The organism is Caballeronia calidae (genome assembly GCF_900044055.2).
Taxonomy (GTDB): domain Bacteria; phylum Pseudomonadota; class Gammaproteobacteria; order Burkholderiales; family Burkholderiaceae; genus Caballeronia; species Caballeronia calidae.
In genome coordinates this window covers 317,781-336,035 of sequence record NZ_FCOX02000002.1, presented here as the reverse complement: position 1 = coordinate 336,035, position 18,255 = coordinate 317,781, and the positions used below count along the sequence as shown (strand labels likewise).

The following is an 18,255-nucleotide window of genomic DNA, read 5'->3' as shown; positions in this document are numbered from 1 at the left end:
ACATGGTCAGAAACGTGGCGATCAACTTCATCGGGTTGATTCTGCCGACATTCGTATCGCTTGCGACCGTGCCGGCGTATATCCGGCTCGTGGGCGTGGAGCGTTATGGCGTGATCAGTCTCGTGTGGACGCTCATCGGCTATTTCAGCATTCTCGATCTCGGCATGAGCATGGCCGCGCAACATCAGATCGCGAAGGCACACGCGGCGGGCGATGCCGATCGACGCGCGCGCGTGTTCTGGAGCGCCGTGTGGCTCAACTTCGCGACCGGCGTGATCGGAGGCCTCTCGATCTACTTCGGCGCGTTTCTCTATACGGCGTATGTCGCGCATTCGGCGCCTGCATTGCAGCATGAGGTTTATCGCGCGTTGCCCTGGCTCGCGCTCGCGATTCCGATTGCAAACGTGTCCTGGGTCTTCGCGGGCGCGATCAACGCGATGGAGCGCTTCGGCGTTTATAACGCGAATCAGACCGTCGGCACGTTTCTCTTTCAGTTGTTGCCGTTGGGCGCGGCATGCTTTATCGCGCCGAATCTGCAGACGGTGATCGCGGCGGCCGTTGTCGCGCGTCTGCTCGCTGCGCTCTTGCTCGCAAGAGCGAGCTTCAGACTGCTCGGCATTCGCCGCGTGGATTGGCCGCAACGCCGCGTAGCGGGCGGACTGTTCCGCTTCGGCGGATGGATGCTCGTATCGTCGATCACGACGATGCTCACCGATTCCCTCGATCGCGTTCTGCTCGGCGCGCATCTCGGCGCACGCTTCGTCACGTATTACACGGTGCCCCAGAATCTCGTCACGCGCCTGAACATGTTCCCCAACGCCATGGTGCGCACACTTTTCCCGCGTCTTTCTGCTATTGAACGCGGCGATGCTCACAGCATGGTCGCGACATCACTCCAGTTCCTGAACGGCGTATTCACGCCGCTTGCGCTCTTTGCCATGCTCGCGCTCGAACCGTTCCTGCATGTATGGATCGGGTCCGATCTCGCGGTTGCGAGCGCACCCGTGGGACGCATTCTCGTCATCGCGGTGTGGCTCGTCGGCCAGGCGAGCGTCACGCGCATCCTGATTCAATCGCAGATCGATCCGGCGACGGCCGCGCGTGCGGGGCTTTGTCAGTTGCCGTTCTTCGTCGCGCTGCTCTGGTACGGCATCGAGAGATTCGGTCCTGTGGGCGCCGCGAGCGTCGTCGCATTGCGCTCGCTGGTCGACTATACGGTGTTGCTATGGATGTCACGCGTTCGCGCAAAGCCGATCGCCCTGGACATGCTCGCGCATCTCGCGTTTCTGATTGCGGGCCTCGTGCTCGCTTATCTGATCGACGCGGTGAATCACCCGGTTCAGACGATCGCGGCAGCGCTGTTGCTTGCGCTCGCCAACGTGGAATGGTCGCTGCTGACGCGTCCCGCAGTGCGCGCGCTGGCGTCGGCTCTCACGCAAAAGTTCATCGAACGCATTCAATCACATCTGAAGGCGAGGAGTGACGCATGACATTGGAATTCGAAGACGCGTTCATCGGACGCGCAAAAAACCGTCACTTTCTGCGCGATGACGCGCCCGCAACGACGCCCGCGACAGACCGCGAGCGCGGCACGTCGGTCGATGACGACATGCCGCGCGTCGCGATCGTGCACGACTGGCTCGTCACCTACGCGGGCGCCGAGCGTGTGCTGGAGCAGATCATCACGTGCTTTCCGGATGCGGATATCTTCAGCGTCGTCGATTTTCTGGAAGATCGCTCGTTCCTGCACGGCAAGCGCGCGGCAACCTCGTTCATCCAGAACCTGCCCTTCGCGAAGAAGCGCTATCGCGCATATCTTCCGCTGATGCCGCTCGCCATCGAGCAACTCGACCTCTCTGGCTATGACCTCGTGATCTCCAGCAGTCATGCGGTGGCCAAGGGCGTGCTCACCGGACCCGATCAGGTTCACGTGAGCTATGTACATTCGCCGATACGCTATGCGTGGGACTTGCAGCATCAATATCTTCAGCAATCGAATCTGACGGCGGGCGCAAAGTCGCTTTTTGCGCGGCTCATTCTGCATTACATGCGCAACTGGGATATCCGAACGTCCAATTCGGTGAATCATTTCATCGCCAATTCGGAGTTCATTGCGCGGCGCATTCACAAGGTGTATCGGCGGTCTTCGAAGGTGATCTTTCCGCCGGTCGATGTGGCTTCGTTCGAGCCATGCGCGGACAAGGAGGATTTCTATCTCACCGCATCGCGCATGGTGCCGTACAAGAAGATCGATCTGATCGTCAAAGCATTCGCGCGCATGCCGGAGCGCAAGCTGGTCGTGATCGGCGATGGTCCCGAGATGGCGAAGATTCGCGCCAGGGCGACGCCTAATGTCGAGATCATGGGTTATCAACCGTTCTCCGTGTTGCATGACCGGATGCGCCGCGCAAAAGCGTTCGTGTTTGCCGCGGAGGAAGACTTCGGCATATCGGTCGTGGAAGCGCAGGCGTGCGGCACACCCGTGATCGCGTTCGGCAAGGGGGGCGCGCTCGAAACGGTGCGCGATGTATCGAGCCTGCAACCCACCGGCATGTTCTTTCCGACGCAGACGCCCGAAGCGATCGTTGATGTCGTCGATGCATTCGAGACCGGCGTGTTCACGTTCACGCCCGCCGATTGCCGCGCGAACGCCGAGCGATTTTCGAATGCGCGCTTTCGCGAGGAATTGCGCGCGCATGTGGCGCGCATCGCGCCGCAGTTCGTCTTGCCGCCCTTGCCTGACGAAGAAAAGCCGCTTGCACCGGTCAAGGACGAACCGCAAAGCGACCTGCGCGTGCTCGCGGTCGATCAGAGCGGCGCACTGGGCGGCGCGGAGTTGTCGATGCTCGAAGTCGTGAAGAACATGCGCGGCGACGTGCAGACCGTGCTCTTCGACGATGGTCCGTTTCGTATCGCGCTCGAAGCGGTCGGCGTGAAAGTCGACGTGCTGGATGGCAAATCGCTCGGCGATCTGCGCAAGGACGGCAAGGCGCGTCCCGGCGCGGGCATGCTTCGCGGCGTGCTCAGGCTCTTGCGCGGCACGCTCGAAAAGTCGCGCAACGCCGACGTCATTTACGTCAATACGCAGCGCGCCATGGTGATCGGCGCGATCGCGGGGCTGATCTCACGCAGGCCTGTCGTATGGCATTTGCGCGATATCGTCAGCGAGGAGCATTTCGGCCGCACGCAGCTTGCCATCATCAAGTGGTGCACGAAACTGATGCTGGAGCATGTGATCGCCAATTCGACGGCATCGGCGGCGGCGGTGACCGCGCTTACGCGTTTGCGCGAAGAGCGGCTCGACGTGGTGTTCAACGGCATATCGGCGGAGCCTTTCGCGAATCTGGAATCGGTCGGGCAACATGAACTGCGCGCGCGCTTCGGCTTGCCGCAAGATGCGTTTCTCGTCGGATGCTTCAGCCGGCTCGCGCGATGGAAGGGCCAGCACGTGCTGCTCGAAGCGCTGCGTGAGTGTCCTGACATGCATGCGGTCCTCGTAGGCGCCGCGTTATTCGGCGAGAACGATTACGAAGCCGAGCTGCGGGCCTTCGTCCTCGAACACGATCTCGCGGATCGCGTGCATTTCCTCGGCTTTCAGGACGATATCGCCGCGTGCATGAAGGCGGTCGATATCGTCACGCATACGTCGATCATGCCGGAGCCGTTCGGCCGCGTGATCATCGAAGGCATGCTGTCGAAGCGGCCAGTGGTCGCGTCGCGCGCGGGCGGCGTGATGGATATTGTCGAGGATGGCGAGAACGGCATTCTTTGCTCGCCGGGCGATGCCGCCGAGCTCGCGCGCGTACTCGAAAGGCTGAAGGGCAATGCGCCGTTGCGGGAGCGGCTCGTCGAGCAGGGTTATGTCAATGCGACGAGCCGCTTCGGGACGCAACGATATGTCGAAAGCGTCGAAAAGATCCTGACCGATGTGGCGCAAAGAGCGCGCAAGCGCGGATGAGGGCCGGCGCGCTCAGCGCCGCGTGCGCTTGAGCGCGGCGGACCACATCATCGCGGGCCGCTCCACGAGGAAGTAGAAAACGAAGGCGACGCCGACCGCAACGGCGGTAAAGGCAATCGAAGCCCATATCTGAGTCTGCAACGCCGAGCGAAAGAACACGGACGCAAGCAGCACGAATACCGGCAGATGCACGACATAGAGCGAGAAGCTGAATTCGCCCAGCCACGACAGGCCACGCACCGCCAATGTATCGCGCCAGGGTTTGTCGAGCGCCGAGAAGAGATACACGGCGAATGCGATGGCCCAAAGCTGAAACGCCGCATATTGCGCGAGACTGAACGCGGCACATCCCGCCAGCGCGATCATTGACGCGGCGATACCCATGCGAGGCCACGCACGCGTGCCGAGCGCTTTTGCTTCGGCGATCCATGCGCCGATCGTCCAGGCAAACCAGTAAGACGTGAACACGATTATCTGATGCCGCTCCAACAGCAGCGCGGACGCGATGTTCACGAGGCCCACGAAGATCAGCACATCACGCATGCCGATCCGCCGCCGCAACGCAATCAGTAACGGATAGACGAGATAGAACTGCATTTCGATGGAGAGCGTCCAGAGCGCGCCGTTGGAACCGAACGTCTTGCCCGCGATGCCTTGCAAGGAAAGCAGGTTGACGGCGAACGCGTGGACATCGAACGGATTGATCTTCCGGCTGACGGGCAGGAAGGTCGTGCTGAGGGAATCGAGCGCCAGCGTCAATAACAACGCGGCCAGCAGCACCGGATAGATGCGTGCAAACCTGCGTAGCAGGAAATTGCCGCTATCGAGCGGCGCCGATGGATTCGCGATCAACTTCCGCGCCATCGCGCGATGAATGCAATAGCCGCTGATGACGAAGAATATCGGCACGCCCGCCGAGCCCCATGCTATCGGGAAGGTCAGATAGCTGATGACGGTATTCGCATCCATCGCGGGCGACATGCGATGAAACTGGTGCATGCCGATCCACGTCACCTGGCGGCAATGAAAATAGGCGACGAGCAGCGCGGCGATACCGCGCCATGCGTTGATTGCCACATCTTTGTCATCGAGCATTGCACTCGATTCACGCGCGGTGGATGCCGCGAATACGGAAGAATCGCTCATCGGAAAGCAAGGCCCGCGAGATAGGATCAGCGCATCTTAGAGCAGGCATTTTTCCGGTGCACAACTAAAAAATTCGCGTTCGCTCCGCAGATTATTTATCGATTTTTTTCTGATACGTTTGATTCTCGTCTAAACGCCGAATGGATGTCGATCATGGATATGCATGCAATCGCCGGCATGGCGGTGTTGCTGGTTCTCGTGGCTGCGTCGGCTTATCGCGACGCATTGCGAAACGACCCGTTGAGTCCGTTTCGCGAGCTCGGTTCGAATCGCATTTCCGCGCCCCAGATGGAAGAAGCGGAATAACACTAAAGCGATCGATCAAACCGGCCGGCAGTGCCGGATTTCATCAAGGCGGGGGCCACTTCAATTACCGGTTTCGATCTGGAGGGAGCAGTCATGCTTAAGGTGACCAAGGCGGTGTTTCCAGTCGCGGGTCTCGGCACACGCTTTTTACCGGCGACCAAAGCCAGCCCGAAGGAAATGCTGCCCGTGGTCGACAAGCCGCTCATTCAATACGCGGTGGAAGAGGCCATTGCGGCCGGCATGACGGAGATGATCTTCGTCACGGGCCGCGGCAAGCGCGCGATCGAGGATCATTTCGACAAGTCGTACGAGCTGGAAGCGGAGCTCGAAGCGCGCAACAAGGCCGTGTTGCTCGATGCGGTGCGCAGCATCAAGCCCGCGAATGTCGATTGCTTTTACGTGCGCCAGCCCGAAGCGCTCGGCCTGGGTCATGCTGTACTGTGCGCGGAGCGTCTCGTCGGCGGCGAGCCATTCGCGGTCATTCTCGCGGATGACTTGCTGCACGGCGCGCAGCCCGTGATGAAGCAGCTCATCGAAGTCTTCGATCATTACCATAGCTCGGTGATCGGCGTGGAGCGCATCGCGCGTGAAGACAGTGCATCGTATGGCGTGATCGAAGGGCGCGAGTGGGAAGAGGACGTCATCAAGATGTCGGGCATCGTCGAGAAGCCGCAGCCCGCGCTCGCGCCCTTGAATCTCGGCGTGGTCGGGCGTTATGTGCTGATGCCGAGCATCTTCGAGCACTTGCGCAACACGAAGCCCAACGTAGGCGGTGAGATTCAACTGACCGATGCAATCGGCTCGCTTCTCGCGGTCGAGCAGATTCTCGGTTATCGCTATTACGGCACGCGTTTCGACTGCGGCAGCAAGCTTGGCTATCTGAAGGCGACGGTGCAGTTCGCGCTGCGTCATCCCGAAGTGCGCGAGGACTTCGAAGAGTATTTGCGCGCGGAAGTATGGGCGCTCATGCCGGAACTGATCGGGGCGAACAATTCCGAGCACGAGGCAATGTCGAATGCGATGTAAGCGAGGACGACCGTAAGGACATGAAGGGCGCGCCGTAAGCTGAGACCTTCTTCTGTAAAGATGGGTCATATCTTCGGCGCATGCGTCAACTTTGAGACGAAGTGAACGTTTTGAGCGAGCCGATCGCGATGCATCGGCACTTCATGGAGAAGCTCGCTCATGCAGGACAACCGAATCATCATGCAGTGGCGCGCGGTCGGGCTGGCGGCCGTCGCCGCTTCCGGTGCGTGCGCGGCATTGAGCGCGTGCGCGGGACACGCGGGCGCGCAGCCGGTACACAAAACCGAAGCGGAGCCGTCAGAGGCAACGGACGCGTCGGCGGTAGTGGCCGAAGGCGCGCGTGTCGCGGATGCGATGAACGGTCGCGAGAACAACTCGCTGGAGAGCGAGCCGCTCGACTATCGCAGCGCCACCACGAACGTCGCGGCGGAAATCGGCCGGGCGTCGTATTACAGCAGCAAGTTCCAGGGGCACCGCACTGCCAGCGGCGAGCGCTACGACATGCGGACGATGACGGCGGCGCATCGCACGTTGCCGTTCGGATCGTACGTGCGCGTCAGCAATCTCGCGAGGACGAGGTCCGTCATCGTGCGCGTCAACGATCGCGGTCCGTTCGTGAAGGGCCGTGTGATCGACCTGTCGTTCGCCGCGGCGACGGAGCTCGGTCTGCAACACGCGGGCAGCGCGGACGTGATTCTCGAACCGCTCGGCCGCGCCTTCGCGCAAGCCGAGAAGCCGAAAACACCCGAGCGCATGATGCTGCGCATCGCGCCTCATCCACGGCACCACAAGAAGCACGCGCATCATCGGTAAGCGCGCGGCGAAAGCCGCGATTTCACGCGGACGGATACAATGCGGCGGCGCGCGATCATCGCGCTTCTCGCCGAAGCTATCCGATCCAACATGAACAATTCGCCCCGGGCCTTTCTTCTTGGTCCGCTTCTCAAGAGCGTGTCGCGGTCGTTCTATCTCACGCTGCGCATTCTGCCGACGGCGATGCGCGATCCCATCGGGCTCGCTTATCTGCTCGCGCGCGCGGCGGATACCATCGCGGATACCTCGCTGATCTCGCCGCAACGCCGTCTCGAACTGCTGCTTTCGCTGCGCGCGCAAGTCAATGGCGCACCCGATGAAGGCGCGCTCGCGCGCATCGCGGATGAAGTCGCGGGTCAGCAGGCGCAGCCCGACGAACGCGTGTTGCTCGAACGCCTGGGCGCGGCGCTCGCGATCCTGCCGCAACTCGGCGCGCAGGATCAGGCCGCGGTTCGCGACATCGTCACGACGCTCAGCACCGGCATGGAGTTCGACTTACGCACGTTCCCCGATGAAACGTCGGGCCACGTCGTCGCGTTGCGGGAATTCAGCGAGCTGGACCGTTATACGTATCTCGTCGCGGGCTGCGTCGGCGAGTTCTGGACGAAGATGACTTACGCGCATATGCCCGGCACATTGAAGGCCGCGCCCGCAACGATGCTCGCGCTCGGCGTGCGCTTCGGCAAGGCGCTGCAGATGACGAACGTGCTGCGCGATTGCGCGCGCGATCTGCGCATCGGCCGATGCTATCTGCCTGAAACGATGCTCGCGCGTCATGGCCTCACACCGCAGGATCTCTTGCAGCCGGCGGAGTCGGCGCGCGCGCGTCCCGTGCTCTTCGAACTGCTGCGCACCTCGCTTGCGCTGTTTCAGGACGCGGTCGATTACACGCTCGCGATTCCATCGACGGCAATCCGTCTGCGCCTCGCATGCCTGTGGCCGATCATGATCGGCCTCGATACGCTCGTGCTGCTCGCGCGTAACGACGCATGGCTCGATCCGGGCAAGATATCGAAGATCCGGCGCAACGACGTGTATCGCATCATGGCGGCATCGTTGCCGATGGTCGCCTCGAACACCATGCTGCGAGCGTGGACGTCGCGTCGCATGCGCGCGATCGAGGCGCAACTCAGCGCCGCAACTCCGCGATGATGCGCTCGGCGAGAAAGTCGCAAGGCGGGCGTTTCGACGCCGCGCTGCGCGCCAGCACGACTTCGAGCGTGCCGATGTCGGGCAAGCCTTGCGCCGGCCCGAGCAGCGTGAAATGCGCGGGCACCGCGCACTTCGCGAGCGGCGTGACCGCGAGACCCGCTTCGGCCATGGTCAAGAGACCGAGCAGGCTCGGGCTTTCATACGAGGTCCGATAGCCGATGCGCGCGCGCTCGAGGCTGCGGATCGCGTTCTCGCGCGCGACGCTGCCGGGCAGAAACACGGCGATCGGCAAGGGCCGCTCCTTCCATATTTCCGTGCCGGGCGCGGCGGCCCAGACCATCGGCTCGTGGCGCAGGAACTCGCCGGAGAGGCCTTTCACGCGCGTCGCGCAGACGAGATCGACGGTGCCGTCCTTCACCATCGGCGCGAGCGCGAGGCTCGGCAGGCCGACCACCTGAATCTCGACCTTCGGATACGTCGCCGAGAATTTCTTGAGGATCGGCGGAAAGAGCGACGACGCGTAATCGTCCGGCACGCCGATCACCACGCGCCCGGTCACGTCCGGCCGCACGACGGCGGCCCACGCCTCGTCGCGCAGCGCGATCATGCGGCGCGCGTAGGTCAGCAGCACCTCGCCGTCCTGCGTGGGCACCACGTTGCGCGGCTTGCGCACGAACAGTTCCTTGCCCAGCGCGGTTTCCAGCGTCTTGATCTGCATGCTCACGGCCGATTGCGAACGATGCACGAGCTCTGCCGCGCGGCTGATATTGCCGGTATCCGCGACGGCGATGATCATCGACAGGACATCAAGATCGAGTGCTTTCATGGTCGAACGACCGTTTGCTATCAGAAATTCTGAACGATTCTATCAAAATTATGCGTTTTTCTTTTGCTTCGACGCGGCGCATAGTCGCATCAAAGGAGCGAATCCATGAACGCGCGAACCGATCTTTCCGTCCTCACCGCTGTGCAAGGCTTGCCTGAACCGTCGTTCGCAACGACGGCGTCGGGAATTTCCGTGCCGTATATCGAGTGCGGCGAGGGCGAGCCGCTCGTCTTCGTGCATGGGTCGCTGTGCGATTACCGCTACTGGAACGCGCAGATTCTGCCGCTCGCGAAGCAGTTCCGCTGCATCGCGCCGAGCCTCTCGCACTACTGGCCCGCCGTCGATGCCTTCGTGCGCGGCGAGTTCGGCTGGGAAGCGCATGTCGCGGAAATGGCCGAGTTCATCGAATCGCTGGATCTCGCGCCGGTGCATCTCGTCGGGCATTCGCGCGGCGGCTGCATCGCGTTTCATCTGGCGCGCGAGTATCCGCGGCTCGTGAAGACGCTCACGCTCGCCGATCCGGGCGGCCCGCTGCAAACCACGCCGCAGGCCGTGCCCGCGACGCTGCCGCCCGCGACCAACGCGCTGCGCACGCGCGTCGCGGAACTGATCGAGCAGGGCGAGTTCGACAAGGGTCTGGAAATGTTCGTCGATTCGGTGAGCATGCCGGGTTTCTGGAAGAAGAGCACGGACAGCTTCCGCCGCATGGCGCTCGACAACGCGCTCACGCTGCCGAAGCAGTTCCGCGATCCGTTACCCGCGTACACGCGCGAAGCGGCGCGCGACATCAAGTGCCGCACGCTGCTCATCGACGGGCAAAAGAGCCCGCGCATGTTCCGCAACAACGTCGAGAAGCTCGAAGAGTGGATCGAGTTCGCGGAGCGGCAGACGATCGCCGGCGCATCGCACGGGATGAATGCGGCGAGCCCCGGCGCGTTCAATCGCGCCGTGCAGGCGTTTGCCGGGGCGTGGTGAGCGCGGGCCGACGAAAGCGGCTTACTGCAGCTTCCAGATGATCGCGGAGATCGTGCCCTGGTCGTTGAACACGTCGACGATCTGCGGCACATTGGTGATCGGCACATTGTTCACGACGAGCGCGAACGCGAGCCGCCGGCCGCTCTTCGCATCGACATAGCCCGCTAGCGCCTGTCCCTTCAGCGTGAGCTGCGGCTGACCGTTCGGGCCATTCGTGCCCGCCGCATAGGTGCCCGTCTTCGCGTAGACCTTGCCTTTCGCGCCCGCGAGCGTCGGATCGCTTTCGAAGGCGGTCGTGCTCGCGAGCGAGCCGTCGATACCCAGGAATGGCAGCGAATCCCGATACGCCGGGAAGGTCGGGCGGCTGTTCATCGCGCGCAGCATCGCGATGACCGCCACCGGCGTCGCCGTGGTCTCGCCGCCGCCGCTGCCGTCGATGAAATGTGTCTGGCTCATCGGCACGTTGAAGGGCGAGTTCGACAGCGTGGCATTTTCCGCCGCCAGCGCCCCGTTCATCGTGGTCGAGCCGTTGCTCGCGAGGCCGAACAGCACCAGGCTCGTGTCCGCCCCGATGTTGTAGCTGACCTTCAGGATCCACTTCGAATACTCGCTGAACACCTGCGACGTGAGCTGCGCGACGCGCGTATCGGCGGAATAGGTGTTCTTCGCGGGCAGCAGTTGCACCGGATTGTTTGCGACGGCGGGCGCGGTGACCGTCACGCCCGCGCGCGCCAACGCCTCGATGAACACCGTGCGCGCATAGTTCGACGGCTGCGTGATGCGGAACGTCTGGACCAGCGGGAAGCTGGGCACGATCGGCGGCACGAAATCCGCGGGAATGTTTCCGCTCAGCAGCCCAGTGCAATTGAGCGCGCCGAAGCACGTGGGGAATTCCGGGGTGAGCTTGATGGTGTCGGCGGTGCCGGCGGCGCCGGTCGTCAGCGTGGACCGCACGGTGAACGCGGAGGACATCGGCCGGTAGCTCACCGGCGTCGACGAACCCGCGCCGCCTTGTCCGATGAGCACATCGACCACATCGTCGTTCACGAAGACCGGCCGCACGAAGAACTCGTCGCGGAAGTTGAAGGGCTCGAAAAGGCGGTCGTCGATCACGACGTCGCCGCTTATCTTCTTTATGCCCTTCGACGCCACCTCGGCCGCGAGCCCGTTGTAGCCCGCGAGCGGATCGGGCGCGGTGATCTGCGCGTTGCCGAGATTGTTCGCTTCGTTGTGGTCGAAGTTCGTCCAGGCGAGCGTGCCGTCGGAGTTGGTGCGTCCGCCCATCGAGAGATCGCCGTTCGCGACGAGCACGAGATTGCCGTTGAGCGTGCCGCTCGCATCGACCGCGCCCGTGCGATACACCGGCGTCTGGAACTGATGCGTGGCACCGTACTGATCGAGCAGCGCGCCGAGCGAAAAGAGCTTGCGCACCGAGCCGACATAGAGCTGCGCATTCGAATTCATGTCGTAGACGACATCGCCCGAATTCACGTCGACGACGCGCAATGCCCACGTCGAGCCCTGATACATGGGCTTTTGCATCACCTGCGTGATTTCGTCGGGCACGGAAGTATTGTTTGAATCCGACGAACCGCCGCATGCGGCGATGGATGTCATCAGCGCGACGAGCGCGCACGGAATGACGAGAGCGGCAAGGCGTGCCGGACTTCCTGAAAGCGGGTTCATGACGCGGCTCCGATAAAGGCACATCGCGCTCCGCATGGAGCGAACATCCATACGTCGGGACAGCTTCACAGCGCAGACAGGAAATGTCGGCGGCCGCGTGCTTTTCAAAAGCCGCAGGTGAGTGAATTAAATACCGTGGACGAGCCGTGTCAAGCAAGGACTATCGCGAATCGAGTGCTTTAGGCAAGCGCTTTTTGTACGATTTCTCGCGCGTCTTTCTTGCGCTTGTTGTGGCGGGACAACGCCGATTCGCTGCGGCACGGGCTAACATCATTGGCACCTCAGCGCGAAGAAGAGGGCCTCTGTGAACACAAGCCACGACGATCTCGACGCATGGAAACGCCAGCGCACCCTTGAGCTGGCGTTCGAGCTGGCCGATAGCGGCCGCTATGAGGATTTCACCGATATCGCCTATGCGCTGCTATTCGAGCGCGGCATGGCGACCGCGCAAGCGCTCATCGACGACCCCGAGATGCGCCGCGTGCTCAACCAGCGCTGCGGCGATGCGCATGAGAAGCTCGCGCCTCCTCCACGAGAGACGGAGATCGTCGAAGCCGTGATCGAAACATCGAACGATCATGCGGAAATGCCGCAGGCCGCCGCATTCGAACGCGCGCCATCGTTTATGCGCCGCGCGTTGAACATGGTCTGGCGCTCCGGAAATGCGGGGGATCTCAACTCCGCCGCTTCGTGAGTTTTTCCATGCCGGGCCGTGCGCCAGCGCACGATAACGCCCCATTTGCGCGCAAATGGCGGATTTGCACGACTTGAGCGCCCATCAAAACCATTACACTTGCAGAAGCTGAACCATAAGCCCGGGCCGTGCAGGCACACAGTCCGGTGTTTGAACTTCGAGGAGGAAATGTTCGTGGCTAACGAAAAGATGCTCGCGCAAATGGCTGAGAAGAATGGTTTCATCGCTGCTCTGGATCAGAGCGGCGGATCGACGCCCGGCGCGCTGCGGCAATATGGAATTCCGGACGACGCCTATAACGGCGACGCCGAAATGTTCAAGCTGATGCATGAAATGCGCGTGCGTATCATGACCGCGCCTTCGTTCACGGGCGATAAGGTGATCGGCGCGATTCTGTTCGAGCGCACGATGGACGGCGAAGCAGAAGGCAAGCCGGTTCCCACCTTCCTTTGGGAAGATCGCGGCGTCGTGCCGTTCCTGAAGGTCGACAAGGGTCTCGAAGCCGAAGCGGACGGCGTGCAGATCATGAAGCCGATTCCCGGCCTCGACGATCTTCTCGCGCGCGCCGTGAAGCTCGGCGTGTTCGGCACGAAGATGCGCTCGGTGATCCAGAAGGCCGACGAGAAGGGCATCGCCGCGGTGGCGAAGCAGCAGTTCGAAGTGGGCGCGCAGATCATCAAGCATGGACTCGTGCCGATTCTCGAACCCGAAGTCTCGATCAAGAGCCCGGACAAGAAGGGCGCGGAAAAGATTCTCCGCGACGAACTGCTGAAGGGCCTCGACGCGCTGCCGGAATCGAGCAACGTGATGATCAAGCTGACCATCCCCGACGAGCCGGATTTCTATCGTCCGCTGATCGAGCATCCGCGTGTCGTGCGTGTCGTCGCGCTGTCGGGCGGCTATACGCGCGCCGACGCGTGCAAGAAGCTCGCGCAGAACCACGGCATGATCGCGAGCTTCTCGCGTGCGCTCATCAACGAGCTGAAGAAGCCGATGAGCGAAAGCGAGTTCGACAAGACGCTCGAAGAGTCGATCAACGAAATCTACGACGCGTCCGTCGAAAAGGTCTGATCCTTTATCGCTTGTCCGTGCGTTCTGTAGGCGGCGGTGTCTGCACGACGGGCGCCGCCGCCCGGAAGATGTCCTCGCGCACGCCGGTCTTCGGCGGATAGATTCGGTCCGCGTTGATCGTGCGCTTCGTCGCCTTCGCCGTCTCGCCCTGAGAGACGAGCTTCCTGTCCCATCCCTCCGTGTACACCGCGCCCCACGGCCCGAGATCGCAGATGGTCGTGTACCAGTCGATCGAAAGCGGCAGCATCTCGATGCCGTATAGATCGCAGACGGCGTTGTTGCCCGCGTAACGTCCCATCGGCCGGCCATGCTGGCACGACATCACCGATGGCCGCGTGCCGTCGATCAGAATACGCGCGCAATCGCCCGCCGCGAACACGCCCGGCACGCCTTCCGCACGCAGGAAGGCATCGACCGGCACGCGCCCGAGCGGATCGAGCGTGACCGGCAATTGCCCCGCGAGCGCGTTCGCGTGCATGCCGCCGCACCAGACGACCGTCGCCGCCTCGATGCGCTCGCTCGTGGCGCCATCGGTGAGCGTCACGCTCTGGCCGTCGAGCGATTCGAGCGACACGCCCGGCCGCATCTCGACATCGAGCGTCTTCAATGCGCCTTCGATGACGGGCTGCGCGCCGCCCATCGATTGCGCGATCGTCGCCGAGCGGTCGGCGAGCACGACGCGCACCTTGCCGCGATCGCTGTTCGCGACGATTTCGGCGAGCCGCGCGGGCAGTTCCGCCGCGAGCTCGACGCCCGTCAGCCCTGCGCCGACGACGACCGCCGTGTAGCGGCCCGGCGAGTCGGGCAGCGCGGGCAAGGTGAGCAGATGCGCCTGCAGCTTGCACGCGCCCGCGTAGGTATCGACATCGAACGAAAAGCGGTCTAGGCCGGGAATGGGCGGCCGCACGAGCACGCTGCCCGCAGCGAGGATCAGCCGATCGTAATCGAGCGCTTCGGGCACACCTTCGCGTTCGATCGTCACGCGCCGGTTCGTGCTGTCGATGTCCGTCGCCTTCGCCTGGATCAGCCGCACGCCTGCGGGGCCGAGCACGGTGTCGAGCTGCACGAGTGTCGGATCGAGCGGCTGCTCATAGTTGCGCACCCGCACGCTATGAAAAAGCGCGGGATTGACGACCGCGACCTCGGTCTCATCGCTGCGATGAAGTTCATCCAGCTTGCGCGCCGCCGAAAGCGCGCTCCACAGACCGGCGAAGCCCGCGCCGATCACCAGGATTCGTTTCAAGGTCATTCCCATGAATGAACGATCGTTCGTTTCACCCATGCTGAAAACAAAGGTGCTTGCGCTTTGGTTATAGCCGATACGTTCAATTTCGGGTCTGTCCGTTCGTCATTGGATTAGTCGGGTTTTCGCCAAAAGTGATTTCGTGTTTTAGGTATTTACCCTAAGAAGAGCGCTACTTAAACTCTCTTCAACGGTCGCGAACGAGCAAGAACAGGCAGCGTAAGCGACAACTCGATAACTTCAGTACGGAGGAAATAATCATGAACAAGCTCATTGGTATTGCAGCGGTCGCCCTTGCTTTTGCCGCTCCGGTCGCATCGTTCGCGCAATCGAATCAACCCCTGACGCGCGAGCAAGTACGCGCCGAAATCGTTCAACTGGAAAAGGCCGGTTATAACCCCGGCATGGTGAGCGACTCGAAGTATCCCGCTGACATTCAGGCGGCTGAAGCGCGCATCGCCGCGCAGAACGGCACCGCGCAAAGCGCATACGGCGGCGCGGCGGCAGGTTCATCGCAATCGGGCGCGCGCTCGGTTCAAGCCGATGTGGTCCCGACGTATGCGCATCACTAAGCAGCAAGGGGGTACGAGACGCGCCCGCGTGAAAGCGGGCGCGTTTTGTTTTTATGCCTTCTGCCGTGCAAGCTAGAGCGGAAACCCGCCTGCAAAAGCCTCGCGCAAATATCCGATGAATAGCGCGACCGCACGCGGCACATGCGGCGCATAAGGCCGCACCACGAAAAGCTGATCCGCGAATGCGCCGACGGGACGCCACTCAGGCAAGAGCACGACGAGCTTGCCCGCCTGCACGGCGGCCTGCGCGGTGAAATCCGGCAGCAGCGCGATGCCGATATCGTCGAGCGCGGCATCGCGCAGAACCTCGCTGTTATTCGCTGAAAAAGGCCCGCTCACGGCCAGCGTATGAGGGCCGGTCGAACTCTTGCGGCCGCCTTTTCGCTCGAACGACCAGATGCTCGACGCCTGCGGCCGCGGATAGACGAGGCAATCGTGCGTGGCGAGATCGTTCGGCGTCGCGGGCGTGCCGCGCCGCTTCAGATACGCGCGCGTCGCGACGATCACCGAATGCGTATCGCACAGCTTCCAGGCGACATGCGTGTCCGGCACCTGCGCGCTGTGCCGCACCGCGAGATCGAAACCTTCGGTCGCGATGGAGCTCAATCTGTCCGATGCTTCCAGCTGCACGCGCACGTCCGGATGCGCGTGCAGAAACCCCGACATTCTCGGCACGAGCTGCTGCCGCGAAAAGGCCATCGGCGCGGTCACGCGGATCAGGCCGCGCGCGACGCCCGCCGTCTCCTTCACGCTCAGGAAACTCGATGCGATGCGCTCGTACTGCTCGCGCGTATCGTCGACGAGTCGGCGGCCCGCTTCGGTAAAACGCACGCTGCGCGTCGTGCGCGTGACGAGCGGCACGCCCGCCGCGCGCTCCAGTTCGGCGATGCGCTGGCTCATCGCGGCTTTCGAGACGTTCAGACGCGCCGCCGCCGCCGTGTAGCTGCCCTGTTCCGCGAGCACGGTGAGCCAGTGCAAATGGGTCCAGAGACCTTCGATCTTTTGCTCGTCCATCAGCTGATTGTTTGCCGATATAAACAATGAGTTCAATCATAGCGTCTTTGCACGGGACGCGATGCTTCCTACACTGTGTCCATCGACAAATCATTCAGTGAAGGAGACGAGATGCAAGCGTTCAACGATACGGCCGACGTGGTTCACTACATTCACGGCGAGCGCACGCATGGCTCGGCCACGCGCACGCAGCCGGTGTTCAATCCCGCAACGGGCGAACGTCCGCGCAAGCTCGTGCTGGGTGAAGCCGCCGATGTCGATGCAGCTGTCGCGAGCGCGAAAGCCGCGTTCCCGGCCTGGCGCGACATGCCGCCGATCCGCCGCGCGCGCGTCATGCTGAAGTTCCTCGAACTGATGAACAAGCACCGCGACGAACTCGCCGCGATCATCACCGCCGAGCACGGCAAGGTGTTTTCGGATGCGCAGGGCGAAGTGTCGCGCGGCATCGACGTGATCGAATTCGCGTGCGGCATTCCGCAACTGCTGAAGGGCGATTACACGGAGCAGGTTTCGACGGGCATGGACAACTGGACGACGCGCCAGCCGCTCGGCATCGTCGCGGGCATCACGCCGTTCAACTTCCCGTGCATGGTGCCGTGCTGGATGTTCCCGGTCGCGATCGCGGCGGGCAACGCGTTCATCCTGAAGCCGAGCGAGCGCGATCCGTCGGCGTCGCTGTTCATGGCCGATCTGCTGAAGCAGGCCGGTTTGCCCGATGGCATCTTCAACGTCGTGCAGGGCGACAAAGTCGTCGTCGATGCGCTGCTCACGCATCCGCAAGTGCGGGCGATCAGCTTCGTCGGTTCGACGCCGATCGCGAACTACATCTATGAAACGGGCGCAAAGCACGGCAAGCGCGTGCAGGCCCTCGGCGGCGCAAAGAATCACATGGTCGTGATGCCCGATGCCGATCTCGATCAGGCCGTCGATGCGCTGATCGGCGCGGGCTACGGTTCGGCGGGCGAGCGCTGCATGGCGATCTCGGTCGCGGTGCTGGTGGGCGATGTCGCCGACAAGATCGTGCCGCGTCTCGCCGAGCGCGCGCAGCAGCTCAAGATCAAGAACGGCATGGAAGACGACGCGGAAATGGGCCCGATCGTCACGCGTCAGGCTTTGGAGCGCATCGAAGGCTATATCGCGTTGGGTGTCGAAGAAGGCGCGAAGCTCGTCGTCGATGGACGCGGCTACAAGGTGCCGGGCCACGAAGACGGCTTCTTCACGGGCGGCACGCTGTTCGATCACGTCACGCCGGAAATGCGCATCTACAAGGAAGAAATCTTCGGGCCGGTGCTCGCGTGCGTGCGCGTGAAGGACTTCAGCGAAGCGGTCGATCTGATCAACGAGCACGAGTTCGGCAACGGCGTTGCATGCTATACGCGCGATGGCCACGTCGCGCGCGAATTCGGCCGACGCATCGAAGTGGGCATGGTGGGCATCAACGTGCCGATTCCGGTGCCGATGGCATGGCACGGCTTCGGCGGCTGGAAGCGCAGCCTCTTCGGCGACATGCACGCATACGGCGAGGAAGGCGTGCGTTTCTATACGAAGCAGAAGTCGATCATGCAGCGCTGGCCCGAAAGCACCGAGAAGGGCGCGGAGTTCGCGATGCCGACGGCGAAGTAAGGCTGCGATCGCTGCTTGTGCACTGAGCGTATGAATATCGCCCGCTTTTTCCTGAATGGAAGAAGCGGGCGATTCGTTTTGGGCGGTTCATCGCGATCCGTTCCCGCGCGTCACAACTCAAATGAAATGGTGTCGGTTGACCGCGCCACT

General features: G+C 62.5%; 16 protein-coding genes. 11 read left to right on the top strand and 5 right to left on the bottom strand.

Translation table 11 applies throughout. The features are described from left to right. Positions 1 to 2: 2 nt before the first annotated feature. Positions 3 to 1,490, top strand: coding sequence for an oligosaccharide flippase family protein (locus AWB78_RS03700; protein ID WP_374729443.1), 1,488 nt, complete (start codon positions 3 to 5; stop codon positions 1,488 to 1,490). Beyond that, the gene (locus AWB78_RS03695; protein ID WP_062602336.1) at positions 1,487 to 3,958 is read left to right on the top strand and encodes a glycosyltransferase family 4 protein; all 2,472 of its coding nucleotides are present in this window, start codon (positions 1,487 to 1,489) and stop codon (positions 3,956 to 3,958) included. Before AWB78_RS03700 ends, AWB78_RS03695 begins: the two co-directional genes overlap by 4 nt. 12 nt (positions 3,959 to 3,970) lie before the next feature. Here AWB78_RS03695 and AWB78_RS03690 read toward each other — a convergent pair whose 3' ends face one another. Beyond that, on the bottom strand, positions 3,971 to 5,104 hold the full coding sequence (locus AWB78_RS03690) for an acyltransferase family protein (RefSeq protein ID WP_062602334.1): 1,134 nt from the start codon (positions 5,102 to 5,104) through the stop codon (positions 3,971 to 3,973). Between the two features lie 153 nt (positions 5,105 to 5,257). Between AWB78_RS03690 and AWB78_RS47500 the strand changes: the two genes are divergently transcribed. From AWB78_RS47500 to AWB78_RS03675, 4 genes are all read left to right on the top strand, one after another. Beyond that, complete coding sequence (locus AWB78_RS47500) at positions 5,258 to 5,410, top strand: hypothetical protein (protein WP_198399199.1); 153 nt, start codon at positions 5,258 to 5,260, stop codon at positions 5,408 to 5,410. Positions 5,411 to 5,503: 93 nt separating this feature from the next. After that, on the top strand, positions 5,504 to 6,436 hold the full coding sequence (gene galU / locus AWB78_RS03685) for a UTP--glucose-1-phosphate uridylyltransferase GalU (protein WP_062602332.1): 933 nt from the start codon (positions 5,504 to 5,506) through the stop codon (positions 6,434 to 6,436). Between the two features lie 159 nt (positions 6,437 to 6,595). Continuing rightward, positions 6,596 to 7,249, top strand: coding sequence for a septal ring lytic transglycosylase RlpA family protein (locus AWB78_RS03680; RefSeq protein ID WP_063958928.1), 654 nt, complete (start codon positions 6,596 to 6,598; stop codon positions 7,247 to 7,249). A 90-nt stretch (positions 7,250 to 7,339) separates the two neighbouring features. Beyond that, complete coding sequence (locus AWB78_RS03675) at positions 7,340 to 8,401, top strand: phytoene/squalene synthase family protein (protein ID WP_062602434.1); 1,062 nt, start codon at positions 7,340 to 7,342, stop codon at positions 8,399 to 8,401. Here the strand turns inward: AWB78_RS03675 and AWB78_RS03670 are convergent. Then, positions 8,379 to 9,227 (bottom strand): LysR substrate-binding domain-containing protein, encoded by an 849-nt coding sequence (locus tag AWB78_RS03670; protein ID WP_062602331.1) that lies wholly within the window; start codon positions 9,225 to 9,227, stop codon positions 8,379 to 8,381. The two genes, AWB78_RS03675 and AWB78_RS03670, sit on opposite strands and share 23 nt — an antisense overlap. Positions 9,228 to 9,332: 105 nt before the next feature. Here AWB78_RS03670 and AWB78_RS03665 point away from each other — a divergent pair, with 105 nt between their 5' ends. Beyond that, the gene (locus tag AWB78_RS03665) at positions 9,333 to 10,202 is read left to right on the top strand and encodes an alpha/beta fold hydrolase (RefSeq protein WP_062602329.1); all 870 of its coding nucleotides are present in this window, start codon (positions 9,333 to 9,335) and stop codon (positions 10,200 to 10,202) included. Positions 10,203 to 10,223: 21 nt separating this feature from the next. On the opposite strand, the gene AWB78_RS03660 is transcribed toward AWB78_RS03665, so the two are convergent. After that, positions 10,224 to 11,888, bottom strand: coding sequence for a D-alanyl-D-alanine carboxypeptidase/D-alanyl-D-alanine-endopeptidase (locus AWB78_RS03660; RefSeq protein ID WP_082883222.1), 1,665 nt, complete (start codon positions 11,886 to 11,888; stop codon positions 10,224 to 10,226). 304 nt (positions 11,889 to 12,192) lie between these two features. Between AWB78_RS03660 and AWB78_RS03655 the strand changes: the two genes are divergently transcribed. Both AWB78_RS03655 and AWB78_RS03650 read left to right on the top strand, forming a co-directional pair. Next, entirely contained in the window at positions 12,193 to 12,582 is a 390-nt protein-coding gene (locus AWB78_RS03655) for a hypothetical protein (RefSeq protein WP_062602327.1), read from the top strand. 174 nt (positions 12,583 to 12,756) lie between these two features. Then, a complete protein-coding gene (locus AWB78_RS03650) occupies positions 12,757 to 13,653 on the top strand; it encodes a fructose bisphosphate aldolase (protein WP_062602431.1) in 897 nt (298 codons plus the stop codon). Positions 13,654 to 13,657: 4 nt separating this feature from the next. On the opposite strand, the gene AWB78_RS03645 is transcribed toward AWB78_RS03650, so the two are convergent. Next, complete coding sequence (locus tag AWB78_RS03645; protein WP_198399198.1) at positions 13,658 to 14,896, bottom strand: NAD(P)/FAD-dependent oxidoreductase; 1,239 nt, start codon at positions 14,894 to 14,896, stop codon at positions 13,658 to 13,660. A 260-nt stretch (positions 14,897 to 15,156) separates the two neighbouring features. Between AWB78_RS03645 and AWB78_RS03640 the strand changes: the two genes are divergently transcribed. Then, a complete protein-coding gene (locus AWB78_RS03640) occupies positions 15,157 to 15,468 on the top strand; it encodes a DUF4148 domain-containing protein (RefSeq protein WP_062602324.1) in 312 nt (103 codons plus the stop codon). A gap of 72 nt (positions 15,469 to 15,540) precedes the next feature. Here the strand turns inward: AWB78_RS03640 and AWB78_RS03635 are convergent, their stop codons facing one another. Beyond that, positions 15,541 to 16,482 (bottom strand): LysR family transcriptional regulator, encoded by a 942-nt coding sequence (locus AWB78_RS03635; protein WP_062602322.1) that lies wholly within the window; start codon positions 16,480 to 16,482, stop codon positions 15,541 to 15,543. Positions 16,483 to 16,593: 111 nt separating this feature from the next. On the opposite strand from AWB78_RS03635, the gene AWB78_RS03630 reads away from it, so the two are divergent. Further along, complete coding sequence (locus AWB78_RS03630) at positions 16,594 to 18,105, top strand: CoA-acylating methylmalonate-semialdehyde dehydrogenase (RefSeq protein WP_062602320.1); 1,512 nt, start codon at positions 16,594 to 16,596, stop codon at positions 18,103 to 18,105. The last annotated feature ends 150 nt before the right edge of the window (positions 18,106 to 18,255 follow it).

Coding starts and splice junctions, on each gene's coding strand:
- AWB78_RS03700 (WP_374729443.1), top strand. CDS start 3: ATGGTCAGAAACGTGGCGATCAACTTCATCGGGTTGATTCTGCCGACA.
- AWB78_RS03695 (WP_062602336.1), top strand. CDS start 1,487: ATGACATTGGAATTCGAAGACGCGTTCATCGGACGCGCAAAAAACCGT.
- AWB78_RS03690 (WP_062602334.1), bottom strand. CDS start 5,104: ATGAGCGATTCTTCCGTATTCGCGGCATCCACCGCGCGTGAATCGAGT.
- AWB78_RS47500 (WP_198399199.1), top strand. CDS start 5,258: ATGGATATGCATGCAATCGCCGGCATGGCGGTGTTGCTGGTTCTCGTG.
- galU (WP_062602332.1), top strand. CDS start 5,504: ATGCTTAAGGTGACCAAGGCGGTGTTTCCAGTCGCGGGTCTCGGCACA.
- AWB78_RS03680 (WP_063958928.1), top strand. CDS start 6,596: ATGCAGGACAACCGAATCATCATGCAGTGGCGCGCGGTCGGGCTGGCG.
- AWB78_RS03675 (WP_062602434.1), top strand. CDS start 7,340: ATGAACAATTCGCCCCGGGCCTTTCTTCTTGGTCCGCTTCTCAAGAGC.
- AWB78_RS03670 (WP_062602331.1), bottom strand. CDS start 9,227: ATGAAAGCACTCGATCTTGATGTCCTGTCGATGATCATCGCCGTCGCG.
- AWB78_RS03665 (WP_062602329.1), top strand. CDS start 9,333: ATGAACGCGCGAACCGATCTTTCCGTCCTCACCGCTGTGCAAGGCTTG.
- AWB78_RS03660 (WP_082883222.1), bottom strand. CDS start 11,888: ATGAACCCGCTTTCAGGAAGTCCGGCACGCCTTGCCGCTCTCGTCATT.
- AWB78_RS03640 (WP_062602324.1), top strand. CDS start 15,157: ATGAACAAGCTCATTGGTATTGCAGCGGTCGCCCTTGCTTTTGCCGCT.
- AWB78_RS03635 (WP_062602322.1), bottom strand. CDS start 16,482: ATGGACGAGCAAAAGATCGAAGGTCTCTGGACCCATTTGCACTGGCTC.
- AWB78_RS03630 (WP_062602320.1), top strand. CDS start 16,594: ATGCAAGCGTTCAACGATACGGCCGACGTGGTTCACTACATTCACGGC.